The 17501-nt window shown below is 63.9% G+C and carries 13 protein-coding genes; 6 read left to right on the top strand and 7 right to left on the bottom strand.

Annotation, left to right across the window (positions count from 1 at the left end; translation table 11 throughout):
- Positions 1-15 precede the first annotated feature (15 nt).
- The 3 genes from QLG02_RS10580 to QLG02_RS10570 are packed head-to-tail and all read right to left on the bottom strand — an operon-like array spanning position 16 to position 3565.
- Positions 16-1581: an N-acetylmuramoyl-L-alanine amidase gene (locus tag QLG02_RS10580; protein ID WP_270800563.1), complete on the bottom strand. Its 1566-nt coding sequence runs from the start codon at positions 1579-1581 to the stop codon at positions 16-18.
- Complete coding sequence (tsaE, locus tag QLG02_RS10575) at positions 1572-2045, bottom strand: tRNA (adenosine(37)-N6)-threonylcarbamoyltransferase complex ATPase subunit type 1 TsaE (protein WP_011704860.1); 474 nt, start codon at positions 2043-2045, stop codon at positions 1572-1574. The genes QLG02_RS10580 and tsaE overlap by 10 nt, the downstream gene beginning before the upstream one ends.
- Positions 2046-2053: 8 nt before the next feature.
- On the bottom strand, positions 2054-3565 hold the full coding sequence (locus tag QLG02_RS10570; RefSeq protein WP_282465136.1) for an NAD(P)H-hydrate dehydratase: 1512 nt from the start codon (positions 3563-3565) through the stop codon (positions 2054-2056).
- 174 nt (positions 3566-3739) lie between these two features.
- Between QLG02_RS10570 and queG the strand changes: the two genes are divergently transcribed.
- Both queG and ppgK read left to right on the top strand, forming a co-directional pair.
- Positions 3740-4867 carry a tRNA epoxyqueuosine(34) reductase QueG gene (gene queG / locus QLG02_RS10565; protein WP_024944326.1) on the top strand — a complete coding sequence of 376 codons (1128 nt, stop codon included), beginning with the start codon at positions 3740-3742 and terminating at the stop codon, positions 4865-4867.
- A gap of 83 nt (positions 4868-4950) precedes the next feature.
- The gene (ppgK, locus tag QLG02_RS10560; protein WP_282465135.1) at positions 4951-5697 is read left to right on the top strand and encodes a polyphosphate--glucose phosphotransferase; all 747 of its coding nucleotides are present in this window, start codon (positions 4951-4953) and stop codon (positions 5695-5697) included.
- 97 nt (positions 5698-5794) lie between these two features.
- On the opposite strand, the gene QLG02_RS10555 is transcribed toward ppgK, so the two are convergent.
- Positions 5795-6250, bottom strand: coding sequence for a hypothetical protein (locus QLG02_RS10555; protein ID WP_026080396.1), 456 nt, complete (start codon positions 6248-6250; stop codon positions 5795-5797).
- 471 nt (positions 6251-6721) lie between these two features.
- On the opposite strand from QLG02_RS10555, the gene metN reads away from it, so the two are divergent.
- The 4 genes from metN (at position 6722) to rfaH (ending at position 9822) form a co-directional block, all read left to right on the top strand.
- Positions 6722-7765 carry a methionine ABC transporter ATP-binding protein MetN gene (gene metN, locus QLG02_RS10550; protein ID WP_024944324.1) on the top strand — a complete coding sequence of 348 codons (1044 nt, stop codon included), beginning with the start codon at positions 6722-6724 and terminating at the stop codon, positions 7763-7765.
- Positions 7746-8399 carry a methionine ABC transporter permease gene (locus QLG02_RS10545; protein WP_011704854.1) on the top strand — a complete coding sequence of 218 codons (654 nt, stop codon included), beginning with the start codon at positions 7746-7748 and terminating at the stop codon, positions 8397-8399. The genes metN and QLG02_RS10545 overlap by 20 nt, the downstream gene beginning before the upstream one ends.
- Before the next feature lie 25 nt (positions 8400-8424).
- Positions 8425-9225 (top strand): methionine ABC transporter substrate-binding lipoprotein MetQ, encoded by an 801-nt coding sequence (gene metQ / locus QLG02_RS10540; protein ID WP_011704853.1) that lies wholly within the window; start codon positions 8425-8427, stop codon positions 9223-9225.
- A gap of 96 nt (positions 9226-9321) precedes the next feature.
- Positions 9322-9822: a transcription/translation regulatory transformer protein RfaH gene (rfaH, locus tag QLG02_RS10535; RefSeq protein ID WP_016349600.1), complete on the top strand. Its 501-nt coding sequence runs from the start codon at positions 9322-9324 to the stop codon at positions 9820-9822.
- A 119-nt stretch (positions 9823-9941) separates the two neighbouring features.
- Here rfaH and QLG02_RS10530 read toward each other — a convergent pair whose 3' ends face one another.
- The 3 genes from QLG02_RS10530 to QLG02_RS10520 are packed head-to-tail and all read right to left on the bottom strand — an operon-like array spanning position 9942 to position 17426.
- Positions 9942-11918, bottom strand: a complete 1977-nt coding sequence (locus QLG02_RS10530; RefSeq protein ID WP_282465134.1) for a methyl-accepting chemotaxis protein — start codon at positions 11916-11918, stop codon at positions 9942-9944.
- Between the two features lie 38 nt (positions 11919-11956).
- A complete protein-coding gene (locus QLG02_RS10525) occupies positions 11957-13168 on the bottom strand; it encodes an EAL domain-containing response regulator (protein ID WP_029301722.1) in 1212 nt (403 codons plus the stop codon).
- On the bottom strand, positions 13149-17426 hold the full coding sequence (locus QLG02_RS10520) for a transporter substrate-binding domain-containing protein (RefSeq protein ID WP_282465133.1): 4278 nt from the start codon (positions 17424-17426) through the stop codon (positions 13149-13151). Before QLG02_RS10520 ends, QLG02_RS10525 begins: the two co-directional genes overlap by 20 nt.
- Positions 17427-17501 lie beyond the last annotated feature (75 nt).

Raw genomic sequence — 17501 nt, 5'->3', positions numbered from 1 at the left:
GCGGCTCATCCTGCGCTATTTTTGCGGAATATAGAGCACCTGCCCTATCTGGATGTCCCGCGACTTGAGCTTGTTGATCTCCACCAACCGCGCCTGGCTGACCCCGTATTTCTCGGCGAGCCGGGAGAGGCTCTGCCCGCGGGTGACCACATGACGGAGCATGTTGGCCTTGTCGTTGCTCTGCACGCTGGCGACCGGGGCACTGGGCTCCTTGGCCGCCACCACGTAGGGCTTGATCACCCCGGCGCCGGACGAGGATCCGCCGACGCTGCTGACCGGTGCCCCGCCATCACTGCTACGATTCGGCTCGGTGGCCGGCATCCGGTTGGTCACCACCTGCTGCACCGGTTGCGCCGCCGGCTTGCTGACGGCGACCGGCTTGCTGGCGGGGGCGGGTCGGCTGACCGCCGCCTGCTTGTTGCTACCCTGCCCCTTGCCGGTGAGCATGGCCCCCTTGGTCGGATGGGCACGGTAGTAGTTGCGGATGCCTTCGAAGATGGCGCGGGCCAGCTGATCCTGATAGCTGGCGGTGGCCAGCAGCTGCTCTTCGGCGTGGTTGGAGATAAAGCCCGTCTCCACCAGCACGGAGGGGATATCCGGCGCCTTCAGCACCGCCAGACTGGCGTGCTCCGGTGCCTTCTTGTGCAACCTGGCAACCCGGCCCAGCGAGCGCAGGATCTGGCGGCTGACGTCATAGCCCTCGGCACGGGACTTGTCCATGGAGAGGTCGAGGAAGGTCTGCGCCAGATAGGGGTTCGGGTCCGATTCGGCCAACACCTTGCCGACGCCCCCCAGCAGCTCGCCCTGCTTCTCCTGTTTCTCCAGCCAGCTGCCCATCTCGCGGTTGGCGCGGTTGGTCGACAGTACCCAGACGGAGGCACCACGCGGGGTCGAATTGTGGAAGCTGTCGGCGTGCACCGACACCAGCAGGTCGGCCTTGGCCTTGCGGGCAATTTCGGAGCGTTTGTTCAGATCGACGAAATAGTCGCCGCGCCGGGTCAGCACGGCACGCATGCCGGGCTCGCGGTCGATGAGGGCGGCCAGCTTCTGGGAGACCGCCAGGGTCACCCGCTTCTCGTAAGTGCGACGCGGGCCGATGGAGCCAGGGTCTTCGCCGCCGTGGCCCGGGTCGATGGCGATCACCACCCCCTTGCCCTTGCCACCCACCGGCGTGGCTTGCACCGTGGCGGAGGCCTTCTCTTCGTACGGCAGGTCGATCACCAGACGGTGGCCGTAGGGCCCCGCCGGTGCCAGCGGGAACACCACCGGCTTGATGGTGGAGCTGAGATCCAGCACCAGCCGCAGACCGCCCTTCTCCAGCGGCGAGCTCTCGCGGATCTTGCGCACCAGCTCGCTCTTGTTCTCGATGCGGGCCAGATTGGTGACGTTGCTCGCCCCTTTGAGGTCGATCACCAGCCGGTCGGGGCCGGTCAGGGTGAAGTAGTTGTAATTGGGGGCGCTGCTCATGTCGAGCACCACCCGGGTGTTGTCCGGCGACGGCCACACCCGCACGCTTTTGAGCTGATTCGCCCAGGAGGGTAAGGCCAGCAGGGAGAGGGCAATAACAAGGATCAAGCGCACGTAGATGACAACCGTTCCAGAATGGCTTCGCCAATAGCGGTGCGGGCCTCTATCAGGACCTCGCGCTGCTCGTTTGCATAACTCAGGGTAATGTCGAGATCGGGGGCGGGCAGCCAGCCTTCCCCTTTCTCCGGCCACTCCACCAGACAGAGGGTATTGGCGCCGAAGTAGTCACGGATCCCCATGAACTCCAGCTCCTCCGGGTCGGCCAATCGATAGAGATCGAAGTGGTAGAGCTGCCAGTCGGCCAGCTCATAGGGCTCGACCAGGGTATAGGTCGGGCTCTTGACCTTGCCCTCATGCCCCAACCCCTGAACCCAGCCCCGGGTCAGGGTAGTTTTGCCGGCCCCGAGAGAGCCGTGCAAGAACACCGTGGTTGCCTGCTGGCAGGCGTGGGCCAGTCGGCCACCCAGTGCCACTGTTGCTGCCTCGTCCGGCAGTGTCATCATCAACTGTTTTGCCATGTTCTTCTTTAGCTTGTTATGGTGTCGGGATTTACCAGTCGACGGATAAAGGGCAGCAGGTCCGATGCCAGCATGCCCCGCTCTCCGTCTGCAGCGGCCAGATCGGCCGCTTCCCCGTGGATCACGGCGCCCAGTCGGGTTGCCTCGGCGGCAGACCAGCCCTGGGCCAAAAGGGCGGCGATTATACCAGATAACAGGTCGCCCATGCCGCCACTGGCCATGCCGGGATTGCCCTCGTCGCAGAGCGCCATCCCCTTGCCGTCGTGGATCAGCGTCCCCGCCCCCTTGAGCAGCACCACACCGCCGAAACGCTGCTGCAGACGCTGCACCGCGGCAAAACGATCCGCGGCAATCTCGGCAATGGTGCAGCCCAGCAGGCGGGCTGCCTCGCCCGGATGGGGCGTGAGCACCCAATTATCCTGATGACGGGGACATTGCGCCAGCCAATTCAATCCATCGGCATCCAATACCAGCGGCACCTGCTCGTTAACAAATGACTCAAAATGGCGCCGACCCCATTCGTCCTGACCGAGTCCCGGCCCCACCAGCCGCACCGAGGCCCAGTGCTCATCCGCATCGGCCTGCGTATTCATCAACTCGGCTTGATAAAGGCTGACGGAACCATGACTCGGGTGCTGACATACCCGCACCAGACCGGCACCAGCCCGCAGGCAGGCACGAGCGGCCAGCACGATGGCCCCCTGCATCCCCGCATTGCCCCCCACCAGCAGCACCTTGCCGTGGGAGCCCTTGTGGGACGAGCGCTGGCGCGGCGTCAGCCGGGGGTGCAGGGAGGGGTAATCGATGCGCTCGGCCGCCGCCTGCCACCCGGGCGGGACACTGACGCCGAGGGGGTCGCAGTCGAGCCGACCGACGCAATCCACCCCGTCGGCGGTGAGCATGCCCTGCTTGATACCGATGAAGGTGAGGGTGCGGCTGGCACGCACCACGGCCCCCATGGCGCAGCCGGTGTCGGCATTGAGGCCGGAGGGGAGATCCACCGATAGCACAGGCACCTGCAAACCATTGATTGTTGCGACGATCTTTGTCATAAGCGGTGACAGCCGGGTATGGACACCGGTGCCGAGCAGTGCGTCGACCACCAGGTCCGGCGCTGGCAGCCGGTCGAGCTCGCCCGCCTCGGCCGACACCACTGTGCCCCCCGTCGCCAGCCACTCGTCGGCGGCCCGCCTGGCGTCTCCCGTCAGTTCGGCGGGATCCCTCAGCGCTATCACCTGGGGCTCCAGCCCCAACTGCCTCGCAAGGCGGGCCAATACATAACCGTCGCCACCGTTGTTGCCGGGACCGGTGAAGATCCACCAGCATCTGCTGTGCGACCAGTGGTGGGTCGCGTAGGTGCGCAGTGCCGCCCCGGCCCGCTCCATCAGGATGTAGAGTGCCAGCCCTTCGCGCTCGGCCCACTCCCGCTCCAGGGCACGGATCTGTTCAGCCCGCCACAGTGATTGTGGTAAACTGCGCACCTCTTTCCCGCTGATAGCATCCCCGATGATCTGTACCATGACGGCTCCTGACTCTCATTCATTTATCCGGGCCAGCTGGCACCGGGCACATGATGCAGTATGACGGCAACCGCCATGCCCGTCGGTCAACCTCGGCAACAAGACCCCAGAGATGCGATACAGCATGACAGTACACCTCCATCCCGGTCAGCACCCGGGCAGGCAGACGGCCCCATGACTACCACCGAACTCCATCAACTGGCCCAAGATATCAAGCTCTGGGCGAGCGAGCTAGGATTCGACCAGGCCGGTATCACCGACACGGATCTCACCCTCGAGGAGCCCAGACTGCAGGCCTGGCTCGATGCGGGCCATCACGGCAGCATGGATTACATGGCGCGCCACGGCATGATGCGGGCCCGCCCCCACGAACTGCTGCCGGGCACCTTGCGGGTGCTGTCGGTGCGGATGAACTATCTGCCGTTCGAGGCGGGCTTTGCCGCCACCCTGCGCGACCCCACCCTCGGCTACATCAGCCGCTATGCCCTGGGGCGCGACTACCACAAGCTGCTGCGCAACCGGCTCAAGCAGCTGGGGGAGCGCATCGAGCAGCGCTGCGAGGCGCTGGGCTGGCGCCCCTTCGTCGACTCGGCCCCCATTCTGGAGCGGCCGCTGGCGGCCAAGGCCGGCCTCGGCTGGGTGGGCAAGCACTCGCTGCTGCTCAACGAGTCGGCGGGCTCCTTCTTCTTTCTGGGGGAGCTGCTGCTCAGCCTGCCGCTACCGCTGGATGCGCCGGTGGAGAAAGAGCAGTGCGGCAAGTGCGTGGCCTGCATCAACATCTGCCCCACCGGCGCCATCATAGCCCCCTACGTGGTGGACGGCCGTCGCTGCATCTCCTATCTCACCATCGAGAACGACGGCCCCATCCCCGAAGAGTTCCGACCGCTGATGGGCAATCGCATCTATGGCTGTGACGACTGCCAGCTCATCTGCCCCTGGAACCGCTATGCCAACGCCAGCCCGGAGCCCGACTTCAGCCCGCGCCCCAATCTGCATCGCCCGCCGCTGTTGACCTTGTGGGGCTGGAGCGAGAGCGAGTTTCTCAAACACACTGAAGGCAGCCCCATCCGTCGCATCGGCTATCAGCGCTGGCGCCGCAACCTGGCGGTGGCCCTTGGCAACGGCCCGGCCAGCCCGCAGGTCATGACGGCCCTGCAGCAGGCGCTGGCAGCAGCCGAGCCCATGGTGGCCGAACATATCGAATGGGCGCTGGCCACCCTGGCCAAACGCCAGCAGGATGACAACAAAAAGACGCGCTTGCTGATCCGCTGCATCGAAAAAGGTCTGCCGGATCACGCATAGACGATCTGCCCCTTGCCGGATCGAAGCCATTTTTTCATGCTCTGCCGACGGTCGATCGTCGGCACTATAAAAGGAACAAGCTGATGCAGATGTTGGGAGTGGATATCGGTGGCTCGGGGATCAAGGGATGCCTGGTCGACACCGCAACGGGCGAGCTGATTGGCGAACGTCACCGGCTGGTGACGCCGCAGCCGGCCACCCCGGCCGCCGTGGCTCATACCCTCAAGGCGCTGGTGGAACACTTCGACTGGAAAGGCCCGGTGGGCTGCGGCTTTCCCGCCACCATCCACAACGGCATCGCCAAGAGCGCGGCCAACATCGACAAGAGCTGGATTGAGACCGACGTCGCCCACCTGTTCGCCGACGTGACCGGCCAACCCTGCCACGTGCTGAACGACGCCGATGCGGCCGGCCTGGCCGAGATGCGCTTCGGGACCGGCAAGGATCGCAGCAAGGGGGTCATCATCCTCATCACGGTCGGCACCGGCATCGGCACCGCCGTGTTCGTCAACGGCCAGCTGCTGCCCAACACCGAGCTGGGTCATCTGATGCTGGAAGGGATGGTGGCGGAGCACTACTGCTCGGATGCGGTGCGCAAGCGCGAGGATCTCTCCTGGGGCCGCTGGGGCAAGCGCTTCAACAAGTACCTGGCTCGCCTCGAGTTTCTGTTCTCCCCCGACCTCTTCATCCTGGGCGGCGGCAGCGCCGCCAAGCTCGACAAGTTCATCGACAAGATTGAGACCCGGGCCCCGCTGGTGGCGGCCGCCAACCTCAATCAGGCCGGCATCATAGGCGCCGCCCTGCACGCCGCCGCCCGTCAGTCGGCATGACGCCGTCGTGAACAAACAGCAGAGGCCCGGCATTGCCGGGCCTCTGCTGTTTTCAGCGCCCGTTTTTCACCCTACTTGTCGCCCGGCCGGCTATTTCCTATAAGTCGTCGAGGCGATGAGCGCCGTGCACCAGCCGGGTCAGGCGGGTCTGCTCCTGCTCGGCCAGGCCGCCGAGCAGCCGCACCGTCTCTTCGGTCGGACACTCCCTGGCCAGATGGCTGAGCTCACCGATAAGCTTCTCCTCCTGGCGGCACACCAGCTGCACTATGTCCTGGGTCTGGGCCGTGGCGGGCAGGCTCAGGCGCCGGATCCCGGGCAGCAGATCCTCGCTGAAGCCTCGCTCCAGCCAGGTCTCCTTCACCCCTTCGCCAAGTTCACTCAGGTAGTCATCCAGCTGGCTCTTTGCCGCCTCCTCGCGCTGCTGCAGATAGGCCAGCAGCAGCCGGCTGCGCTCGCCATCCACCTGTGCCATGAGACGCCCGTAACCGAGCCCAAGCTGGTGATGCACCTGCTCCAGATAGAGCAGCAAGTCTTTGATTTGTTGAAATCGCATCAGGTTGCCCTCCTGTATATCGTGCCCTTTAAGTATAAAAAACAGGCAATTGCAATCCAAGCCAAAGCGCGGCCCTTGTTGTGCTGCATCAAGCCAGTGGCCAAGAAAGCAGCGATCGATACAAAGTGGAATGATTTGTGCCGGCCCGGAGGCAATAAAAGGATGAGCAGGTGAATCCGGTTGGCGGCTAATAAAGGAGGTTGTAAGCGGATATTTACCATGTGATATTCGGTGATCATGCCATACCACCAAATACAATATTGATGTGAGCGAGATCACCGTCGGCGTTAGTCGGCAGGCGGGAATCCTTAGCACTTTTTTAGACGTCTAGATGTATAAACACGCGTTGACACGGCCATCCAGACATCTTAGCATCATCCTCCATGATGGCAGAGCAACCCAGTGAAACCTCTGCCCAATTCACCCGCCTGTAGCGCCCTGTGCTTTAAGGCTGTTAGCACGGAAGAATCCATGATTAAGTTGATCGGTCTCAACAAAGTCTACGGTAAAGGCAGTGATGCCGTGCACGCCCTGCGTGACGTGAGCCTGCATGTGCCGCAAGGCAAAATTTTCGGGGTGATCGGCGCCTCCGGTGCCGGCAAGAGCACCCTCATCCGCTGCGTCAACCTGCTGGAGCGCCCGACGGAAGGTCAGGTCATCGTCGACGGCCAGGATCTGGTCGCCCTGAGCGAACGGGATCTGACCCAGGCTCGCCGCCAGATCGGGATGATTTTCCAGCACTTCAACCTGCTCGCCTCCCGTACCGTCTCCGCCAACATCGCCTTTCCGCTGGAGCTGGCGGGCTGGAGCAAAGAGAAGATCCAGCAACGGGTCGAAGAGCTGCTGGCACTGGTCGGGCTGGAAGCCCGTGCCCACGCCTATCCGTCCGAGCTCTCCGGTGGCCAGAAACAGCGGGTCGCCATCGCCCGGGCGCTGGCGCCGGCCCCCAAGGTACTGCTGTGCGACGAGGCCACCTCGGCCCTAGACCCGCAGACCACCCGCTCGATCCTGACCCTGCTCAAGGAGATCAACGTCAAGCTGGGGCTCACCATCCTGCTCATCACCCACGAGATGGACGTGGTGAAGGGGATCTGTGACGAAGTGGCCATCATCAGCGACGGCCGGCTGATCGAACAGGGTGAAGTGGCCTGGTTCTTCAGCAATGCCAAGACCCAGCTGGCGCGGGATTTCATCCACTCCACCATCCATCTGGAAGTGCCCCAGGAGTATCAGGATCGGATGAGTGCGGAGCGGGTCCCCGGCAGCTATCCGCTGGTGAAGCTCGGCTTTACCGGCAGCACGGTCGACACGCCGCTCATCTCCGAGGCGAGCCGCCGTTTCAACATCGACATCAGCATCCTGAGCGCCGACATCGAATACGCCGGCGGGGTCAAGTTCGGCTTCCTGCTGGCAGAACTGTTCGGGGATGAAGCCCAGTGCGAGGCGACCCAGCAGTTCCTCATCGACAACCATATTCAGCTGGAGGTAATGGGTTATGTCCGAAGCCATGATTAATCTGCTGTTCACGGCCCTGGGCGACACCCTCATCATGGTGTTTGCCTCCGCCCTGTTCGGCTGCCTGCTCGGTCTGCCGCTCGGTGTGGCACTGCACGTGACCAAGGCCGGCCAGATCCTGGCCAACCCGCTGCTCAACCGTACCTTGGGCATGGTGGTCAACGTGGGTCGCTCGGTGCCCTTCATCATCCTGCTGGTCGCCATCATCCCGCTGACCCGGCTGATCGTCGGCACCAGCATCGGCACCATCGCCGCCATCGTGCCGCTGACCGTCGGTTGCATTCCCTTCATCGCCCGTCTGGTGGAAGGGGCCCTGATGGAGGTGCCGGACGGCCTGCTGGAAGCGGCCAAGGCCATGGGCGCCAAGCCCCTGCAAATCATCACCAAGGTGCTGCTGCCCGAGGCCCTGCCCGGCATCCTCAACAGCGTCACCATCACCCTCGTCACGCTGGTGAACTACTCCGCCATGGCCGGTGCCATCGGGGGCGGTGGTCTGGGCGATGTGGGTATTCGTTACGGCTATCAGCGCTTCGACCCGACCGTCATGCTGGTGACCGTGGTTATTCTGGTCGTACTGGTTCAACTCATCCAGAGCGCGGGTGAGCGCCTGGTCAACAAATGTGATCATCGTTAATCGTCGATTTCTGACAGGAGGTTTTATGAAATTTGGCATCAAATCCGTTGCGGCAGCCCTGCTGGCCACTCTGGTACTGGCCGGTTGCGGTCAAAAAGAAGAGAACAAGACCCTGAAAGTAGGCGCCATCGCCGGCCCCGAAACCGAACTGGTTGAAGTGGCCGCCAAAGTGGCCAAGGAGAAATACGGCCTGACCGTCGAGGTGGTCAACTTCTCCGACTACGTCACCCCGAACGTGGCGCTGAACGATGGCAGCATCGACGTCAACGCCTTCCAGCACAAGCCCTATCTGGATGCCCAGATCCGTGATCGTGGCTTCAAGCTGGTGCCGGTCGGCAACACCTTCGTCTACCCGATCGCCGGTTACTCCAAGAAGATCAAGGCGCTGAGCGAGCTGAAAGATGGCGCCCAGATCGCGGTGCCGAACGATCCGACCAACCTGGGCCGCTCCCTGATCCTGCTGGAGAAGCAAGGTCTGCTGAAGCTGAAGGAAGGCGCCGGTCTGGAAGCGACCGTACTGGACATCGCCAGCAACCCGCGCAACTTCAAGATCGTCGAGCTGGAAGCTGCCCAGCTGCCGCGCTCGCTGGAAGACGTGGACTTGGCCATCATCAACAACACCTTCGCCGGTCAGATTGGCCTGACCCCGACCGAGAACGGTCTGTTTGTTGAGGATAAAGAATCCCCCTACGTCAACCTGATCGTCGCCCGTGACAACAACAAGGACGACGAGAAGGTCAAACAGTTCGTACAGGCTTTCCAGACCGACGACGTCTACAAGAAAGGGCTGGAACTGTTCAAGGGCGGCCTGGTGAAAGGTTGGTAATCACTCACTCGGCAAAAAAGGCCACGCAATGCGTGGCCTTTTTTTTTGCTGCCGTTATCATATCGGCGAGCACGGCAACACGAACATATTCAGCACATGAAAAAATGGTATCTGGCCTACTGCAAGCCAAAAGAAGAGGCCCGCGCCCGCGCCCATCTCGAAGCCCAGGGGATCGAGTCCTACTACCCCATGGTGGAAATTGAAAAACTGCGGCGGGGCAAGCGTGTCCCGGTGCGGGAGCCCATGTTCCCCAACTATCTGTTCATCTACGTGGATCTGGAAGAGGTCACCCCGGTCACCCTGAAGTCGACCCGCGGTATCAGCCGCATCATCCACTTCGGTCGGGAGTGGACCTCCATCAGCAGCCAGCTGGTCTATCAGCTGATGAGCCGGGACGACAGCGACGAGGCGCGCGCCAGCTACGCCAGCCTGCCGACCCAGGGCGACAAGGTGCTGATAGAATCCGGTCCGCTGGCCGGCTTCGAGGCCATCTATCTGGAGCCGGACGGCGACAAGCGGGCGATCCTGCTGGTGAGCCTGCTCAACCAGGAAACCAGCAGCAGCTTCGACAACCAGTCTTTCCGCCGGCTGGACTGACCCGGCAATCAACGTCGAACTCCCGCTGGCTGGCCCGAGCAACCATCTCTTGCGCCAGCGAGGCTAAAAAAACGGGGCAGGCCCAGCGGCCTGCCCCGTTTTCATGGTCCTCGTCCGCCTCAGGCATCCAGTTCGAAGCGGCTGATCACTGCCGTCAAGCGGCCGGTATCCTGCGCCAGCCTGGCCACTATCTCCTCCCCCTGCTGGCTGCGCTGGCTCGACTGCCGGCTGAGCCCGGCGATCTCCTCCACCGTTCCCGCCACCTCCTGGGCCACCCGTGACTGCTGCTCGGTCGCGGTGGCGATGGCCCCCAGCTGGCCCGACAGATCCTGCACCAGCTGCAACATGGCATTCAGGGTACCGGTCACCGAGTCGACGGCGCCACGCCCCTCTTCCACCAAGCGGGTACCGCTGCCGACCGTGTTGACGGTCTGGCGGGTCTGCTGCTGGATGCTGGCGATGGTCTGGCTGATCTCCTCGGTGGACTGGCTGGTGCGGCTCGCCAGCAGCCGCACCTCGTCGGCCACCACGGCAAACCCGCGCCCCTGCTCGCCGGCCCACGCCGCCTCGATGGCGGCATTGAGCGCCAGCAGATTGGTCTGCTCGGCGATGGTGGCGATCACCTCGGTGACGCGTCCCACCTGCTCGCTCTGGCTGCTGAGCTGGCCCATCGCCTCGTTCGCCTCGGCAATCATGGCGGCAATCTGCTGCATGGTGGCGGTCATGCGGGCCAGCTCGTGGCCGCCCTGGCGAGTCTGCTGTTCTGCCTGCTGAGCGGCCCGCGCCGCTTCGGCGATATTGCCCGCCACATCCCGGGTACTGACCGACATCTGCTCGATGGCCGCCGCCACCGTATCGACCCGCTGATTCTGGCTGGCCAGATCGGTGACGATGGCGCGGGTGGTGCTGCCCACCTCGCCGCAGGCCCCGTCCACCTGCCCCACCGCCCCCTGGATCTCCCCCACCAGCTGACGCAGCTGGCCGGACATCTGGTTGATGGAGCCCGTCAGCCCGCCCAGCTCATCCTGGCTCTGCACCGGCAGGGGACGGGCCGGCAGCCGACCGTTGGCCACCAGATCGGCCCGCAGCACCAGGCTGGCGATGTCCCGGGTCAGGCGGCGACTGAACAGCAGCGCCACCAGGGTACCCAGCACGATCACGGTCAGGGTGGCCAGCAGCAGGGTGCGATTGATGGCCTGACCGGCGCTGGTCATCTTCTGGCCCATGCTTTCCACCTCGGCGCGGGTCTGGGTCACCTGGCCGGCCAGCTGGGTCGCCAGCTGACCGAGAGCCGGTTCAATCTCGGTCGCCATCAGATGGTTGGCCTGATCCCAGTCGGGTGCCTGCCGCTTGCTGATCACCTGCCCTACCAGCTCGGCGAAGGGGGCCGACATCTCCTCGAACAGCGACCAGATCCCCTTCTGTGCCTCGGTAAAGTTGGCCTCCTGCTGTTTCAGCTCGGCCACCCGCTGCTGGTGGAACTGGTAATAATCCTGGTATTTGGTGCGATAGTCCGGATCGCCGGAGATGAGGAAGTCGCGCAGGGCGGAGAGCGCATTGGAGAGACCGTTGTAGGCATCCCCCACCTGCTTGAGCAGCAGGCGGCGATCGCCGGGCAGCTGATCCTGCGGGGTGGCCACCTCTTCGTTGGCAAAGGACTGCAGCTGATCGAGGGCCGACTCCGCCAGCGGCCCGGCCTCCTGCAGCATCAGGGTATGGGCGGGCAGGTTCTCGTCGGTATGGGCGATGTCCCACACCTTCTGCTGGCTGGTCTTGAAGGCCTTGAGCGAGCGGGCCAGCTCGGCGGTGAACTGCTGATGCTCGATCACCTGCCAGGCCCCCTCCCACTCCTGTTTGAGGCGGGCGGCCTGCGCCGGATCCTTGCCCAGGATGAGATAGGCCCGCAGAGAGGAGATGGTCGCCACCAGCGCCTTCTGGCTGGCCTCATCCCGTTGCAGGGCGGGCAGAGCCTGCTCCAGCAGGGCGCTGCCGGCCTGTCCGATGCGACCGAGCTGGTGGTAGACGAGGCTGGAAGAGAGGATCACCAGCAGATTGATAAAACAGAAGCTGAGCAGCAACTTGCTTGAAATTTTCATGAACATCCTTGTTTCGTTGCGGGCATCCTGCCCGACATTCACTCCCCGAGCAGCGCCGGTAGCCGTTCACGCCAGGAGTCATGCCATCCCATCAACTCCTCGCGCGGCATGGGCCGGGCCGAGAAGAAGCCCTGGCACACGTCGCACCCCAGCCGCGCCAGCAGCCGCCAGGTGAGTTCATCCTCCACCCCTTCGGCGACGGACTTGAGCCCCAGTTTGCGAGCCAGCTCGATGCTTGACTCTATTATGGCCAAGCGGGAGGGGTCCTCAAAGCAGCGATCGACGAAAGAGCGATCCAGCTTGAGCTCGGTGAAGGGCAGCAGAGCCAGCTGCTGCATGGAGGAGTAGCCGGTACCGAAGTCGTCGATGGAGAGGCCGAAGCCGTGCATGCGCAGGCGGGTCAGCACTTCCAGCGACTTGCCCAGATCCTTCACGAACGAGCTCTCGGTCACCTCCAGGGTGATGAGCTCCGGGTTGATGCTCCAGCGCTGGCACTGGTTGATCAGGGTATTGCACAGATCCCCCTCGATGAGGGAGGTGGTGGAGAGGTTCATCGACAGGTTGAGGGAGAGCCCGGTCTGCTCCCACAGATGGCCATCGCGCAGCGACTTGCTGATGATCACCTCGGTCAGCTGATCGATGAGGCCGTTGTGTTCCGCCAGCGGAATGAAGCGGGCCGGCGAGATGAGGCCGTACTCCGGGTGCTGCCAGCGCGCCAGCGCCTCCATGCCGACCCACTGGCCGGAGCCGAAGCTCACCTTGGGCTGATACCAGGGCAGCAGCTGATCCTGCTCCAGCGCCAGGCTCAGCTCATCCAGGGTCAGACGGTGGCCATCCTCCTCCTGGGCTCGCTCCTGCTGCGGGCGCCAGGCGCCGATGAGCTGGCTGATTTGCTGCTGGCTGGAAGGCTTCTCGATGCGCCCCAGCACTTGCAGACCATAGGCGGCACTCATGCGCAGCACGGCCTCGACCACGTCATCCTCCAGCGCGCTGGAGAGGATGATGCCGCCGCGAAAACCACCCAGCGAGAGGCGACGCAGCAGCGCCATGCCATCCATGCCCGGCATGCGCAGATCGCAAAACAGGATGTCGACCTGATGACGCTGACACATGGCCAGCGCCTCCACCCCGTCCTGCGCCTCCAGCAGGGAGCCGTAACCGAGCCCGCGGATCTGGTGCATCAACGCCTTGCGCTGGAACGCGTGGTCTTCCACCACCATGATCACCAACTCATGCTGTGTCTTGTTCATCGAGCCATAATCCAATTTCGCATGTAATAGAGTTCATCAGCGCCAGTACCGTCTGACTCAACTCGGTAAGTTCGTCCAGCTGTTTGAGGCGGGCCGCCGCTTCGAGCCGGGCCGCCTCCTCCGCCAGAGCCTGCTGCCCCACCATGCGGGCAGCCCCCTTGATGCGGTGCGCCGTCTCCACCAGGGCATAGGTGTCCTGCCTGGCCAGTGCCTGCATCATGTCATCGCCATCCTGGCGATTGGAATCCAGATACTCCCGTGCCATGCTGCGCGCCACCGCCTCATCGCCAAACAGCGAGATCCAGCACTCCCCCTGCTCGCTGGCCGACGGAGCGGGCTGGTCCGGCTCCTGGGTCTGAGGGCTCACCGGCAACCAGCGCATCAGCATCTGATGCAGCGTCTCCAGGGTATAGGGTTTGAACAGCATGTCGTTCATGCCGGCTTCCTGCATCTGCAGGCTGGCCTCTTCGGATGTATCGGCCGTCACCCCGATGACGGGAGCCGACTCCCCCTGTGCCCGCAGGGCCCGGGTCAGACTGTAGCCATCCATCACCGGCATGTGGCAGTCGGTCAGCAGCAGGGCGAATGCCTGCCCCTGCCAGGTGCGCAAGGCCTTGTCACCGTCGTCCACCACCTCGGCATCCACCCCGAGGATCGCCAGCTGGCGAGCCAGCAGCGCACGGTTGATGGGGTGATCGTCGGCCACCAGCACCCGTCCCTGCAATTTGGGGGCATTGGCTTCGACCGGGCTGATCGCCGCCTCTCCCAGCAGCTGGTGACAGGTCTCCAGCAGCAGATCGGGATAGAGCGGAGACTGCCCCAGCCGCCACCAGGCCCCCGACCCCATGCGGCCGCGCAGGGCCTCCTGCGGGGAGAGCACTATGCCCTTGAGGGCCGAGCGCTGCAAATGTGTCAGCCACTCGCTGCCCAGGGCCTGCTCGAGCCAGCTCTCCTCCGCTAATAACAAACCACTCACCGGCTGCTGCCACTGCTGCGGATCCAGACGATGCAGCCTGGCCCCCAGCCGCTGCATCGCGCTCTGCAGGGCCGCATCCTCGCCAAACAGCCACCAATCGTGGCCTGCCAGCGGCGGGGCATCCCACTGACACGCCGCCAGCGGGAAGTCGAAGGTGAGCCGGGTACCGTGCCCCGGCTTGCTCTCGAGCACCAGCGTGCCCCCCATTTTCTGGGCCAGCTGGTGGCAGATGGCAAGGCCGAGCCCGGTACCACCGAAGCGTCGGGTTATGTCGGACTCCACCTGCTCGAACGGGGTGAACAGGCGATCCTGCTTGTCCTCGGCAATGCCGATGCCGGTGTCGCTGACCGCGATGGCAAGCCGCTCCTTCTCAAAGCTGACCTGGATACGGATCTCGCCCCGCTCGGTAAACTTGACCGCATTGTTGAGCAGGTTGGAGAGCACCTGCCCCACCCGCACCGCATCGATGCGGGCCTGATCCGGCACTTCCGGCGCCCAATCCAGCGTCACCTTGAGCCCCTTGCCATGGGCCAGAGTCGCGTGACCGCGGATCACGTCGCAGATGACGGAGGCGAGGCGGCAATCCTGATAGTGCAACTGCAGCTGGCCCGCCTCTATCTTGGAGAAATCGAGCACGTCGTTGACCAGATAGAGCAGGTTGTTGGTGGAGGTCACCACGTTGCGCAGCAGATAGCGCTGGTCGTCGTTCAGCTCGCTCATCTGCAGCAGCTCCAGCATGCCGTGCATGCCGGAGATGGGGGTCCTCAGCTCGTGGCTCATGGTGGCCAGGAAGCGGCTGCGCACCTGCATCGCCTGCTCGGCATAGGCGCGCGCCTCCCTCAGGTCGTGCTCCTGATGCTTGAGGGCCGTGATGTCCTGGATCACCCCGTTGAGGATCAGGTGCCCCTCCTCCTGCGGCACGAAACTGCCGCGCACCTGCAGATAACGGGCCCCCTCCGGCCGCTCCACCCGCACTTCCAGATCGAGCGGGGCCAGGGTCTCGGCATGATTGGCCACCTTGCTGACGAAATCCTGCAGTGCCTCCTCGGTAAAGCCGAACACCTCGCCGCCCGACTCGGCCGACAATATCTCCTGCCGGCTGGCACCCAGGATCTCGCTCGCCCCCTGCGAGGCATAGAGGAAACGCCCCTTGCCGGGGCCGAGCCAGAGATATTGATAGACGATGCCCGGCATGCTGTCGGTGATCTGGGTGAGCCGGGTCTCCGCCTTGCGGGCCCGCGCCTCGGCCTCCTTGATGCGGGTCACGTCGGTCAGCACCGTCAGTACCCCCAGCATGTCGCCCTTTGGCGAGCGATAGGGGCGCTTGGTGTAGATGACGTGGAACATGGCGCCATCCTGACGGCGGCTGTTGCCCGCCCCTTCCAGCTGCTCGCCGCTTTGCCATACCCCCAACTCTTCGCGCAGCACCCGCTCCCGCTCTCTGGCCGGCATGCGGTCCAGATCGTCGCCATCATCCTGGGTCAGATTACCGATGAAGGCATCCCGATAGGCCTGGTTGCAGAGGGTAATGCGCTGCTCGCGATCCCGCAGCACCACCATGTTGGGCAGGGAGTTGAGCAGGGTCTGCACGAAGGTCAGCTGCTCGTTCAACTTGTGCTCGGCCAGCTTGCGCTGCACTATCTGGCGGCGCAGGGTCCGGTTCCAGCCCATGAACAACAGCACGCAGAGCAGGAAGGCGCCCACGCCGACCGCAGACCAGAGCGCCACAGTGGCAGGGTTGATGCCGGTCTGGATGGTCAGCGCCAGCCACTTGTGCTCCAGCTTGGTCATCTCCTCCGGGCGGATGGAGAGCAGCACCTTGGTGAGAATCTGCTGCAGCATGGGGTCCTGCTGGTGCACCGCCATGGCGACCGGCACCCGCAGCTCGTTGCCGGAGAACACCACCTGATAGCGATTGTTGAACCCCTTTTGCAACGCCTGCTCCAGAGTGGTCATGCTCATCAACACGTAGTCGACCTGATGCCCGTCCAGCAGCGGCAACAGCTTGGTATCGCTGCTCACCGTCAGCGGATGGGCACCCACCTCGTTGAGTACCAGCTCCTCCACCGAGCCGCCGACGATCCCCACCCGCCGCCCCTTGAGCTCGTTGAGGCTGTCCAGCTCCTCGCTCCCCTGTCTGGCGGCGATCACCCGGTGGATGAAGGCGTAGTCGGGAGTAAACAGGGAATACTGTCGCCGCTCCGCGGTCGGAGTGATGGCAGGCAGAAAGTCCAGCTTGCGCGCCTGAAACAGCGCCTGGGTCTCGGCCCAGCTGCTGGTGGGCACCAGGGTAAACTGCAGGCCGGAGCGCAGGCTCACCAGCTTGAGCATGTCGGCGATGAACCCCTTGAGCTGGCCATTGCCGTCGATCTCGCTCACCGCCGGCCAGTCCGGCGCCACCCCGAAACGCAGGGTCGGATGGCGGGACAGCCAGTCGAGCTCGCTCTGGTTGAACACGATCTGGCGGGGACCGTTGGCCAGCTCGTAATCGACGATCCCGCCGGTTTCCAGAATGCGGCGCCGCTCATCCAGCGGAATGTCGTTGAGGGCCAGCTCCAGCAAACCGAGCAGCCCCTGGTTGTCGGGACCCACCGCCATGGCCAGCGAGGTGTCCGTCACCCACTCCGGGGTAATCACCTTGAGCCCGGCCTGCTGCTGCAGGCGCTGCAGGCGAACCAGAGAGGGCAGATCGGAGAGATAGGCATCCGCCATCCCCTTCTTCACCATGAAAACCGCTTCGTCACTGCTGTCCGCCTCGGTGAGCTGGGTCATGCCGAGCTCCGCCAGCTCTTCACAGGAGCTGAAGCCATGTTCACACACCCAGCGCAGCTGACGCGCCGTCGCCAGAGTCGGCTCCCCTTCCTCTCGCGCCAGCAGCACGCCGCGCGGCAGGGTCATCAGATCCGAGGTAAAGCGCATCTTCTGCTGACGCGACTGGCTCGGCGTCACCCCGATCAGCATGTCCACCTCGCCATCGAGCAAAGCCTGCTGGGCACCGGCATAGTAGGGGTAAGTCTTGTAGCGCACGGTCAGCCCCAGCCGGCCGGCAATCAGGGTGGCAAAATCGTCGAGCGGGCCGCTGAAGCCACCCCGGCTATTGGCATAGATGTAGGGTGGCCAGGCCACCGATGGCATGCCGACCACCAGGTCGCTGCGCGAGGCGAGCCAGAGCCGCTCAGGCAATCCAAGCTGATCCTTGTCCAGAGAGGTTGCTGCCGCAGCCACCAGGCTCCAGCAGGTAAACCAGCACAACAAAATGGCGCGATAGCATAGGCGCAGCATGGATGACTCCTGAACGGCTTGGAGAGCGATCATAGGGATTTTGGCAAAATGTGCGAATAGAAATTCGTAACAGAA

It is taken from the genome of Aeromonas sp. V90_14 (assembly GCF_029967615.1).
GTDB classification, from domain to species: Bacteria; Pseudomonadota; Gammaproteobacteria; order Enterobacterales; family Aeromonadaceae; genus Aeromonas; species Aeromonas hydrophila.
Note: the sequence above shows the minus strand (reverse complement) of the source record. Positions and strands in the feature narration are given on the sequence as shown.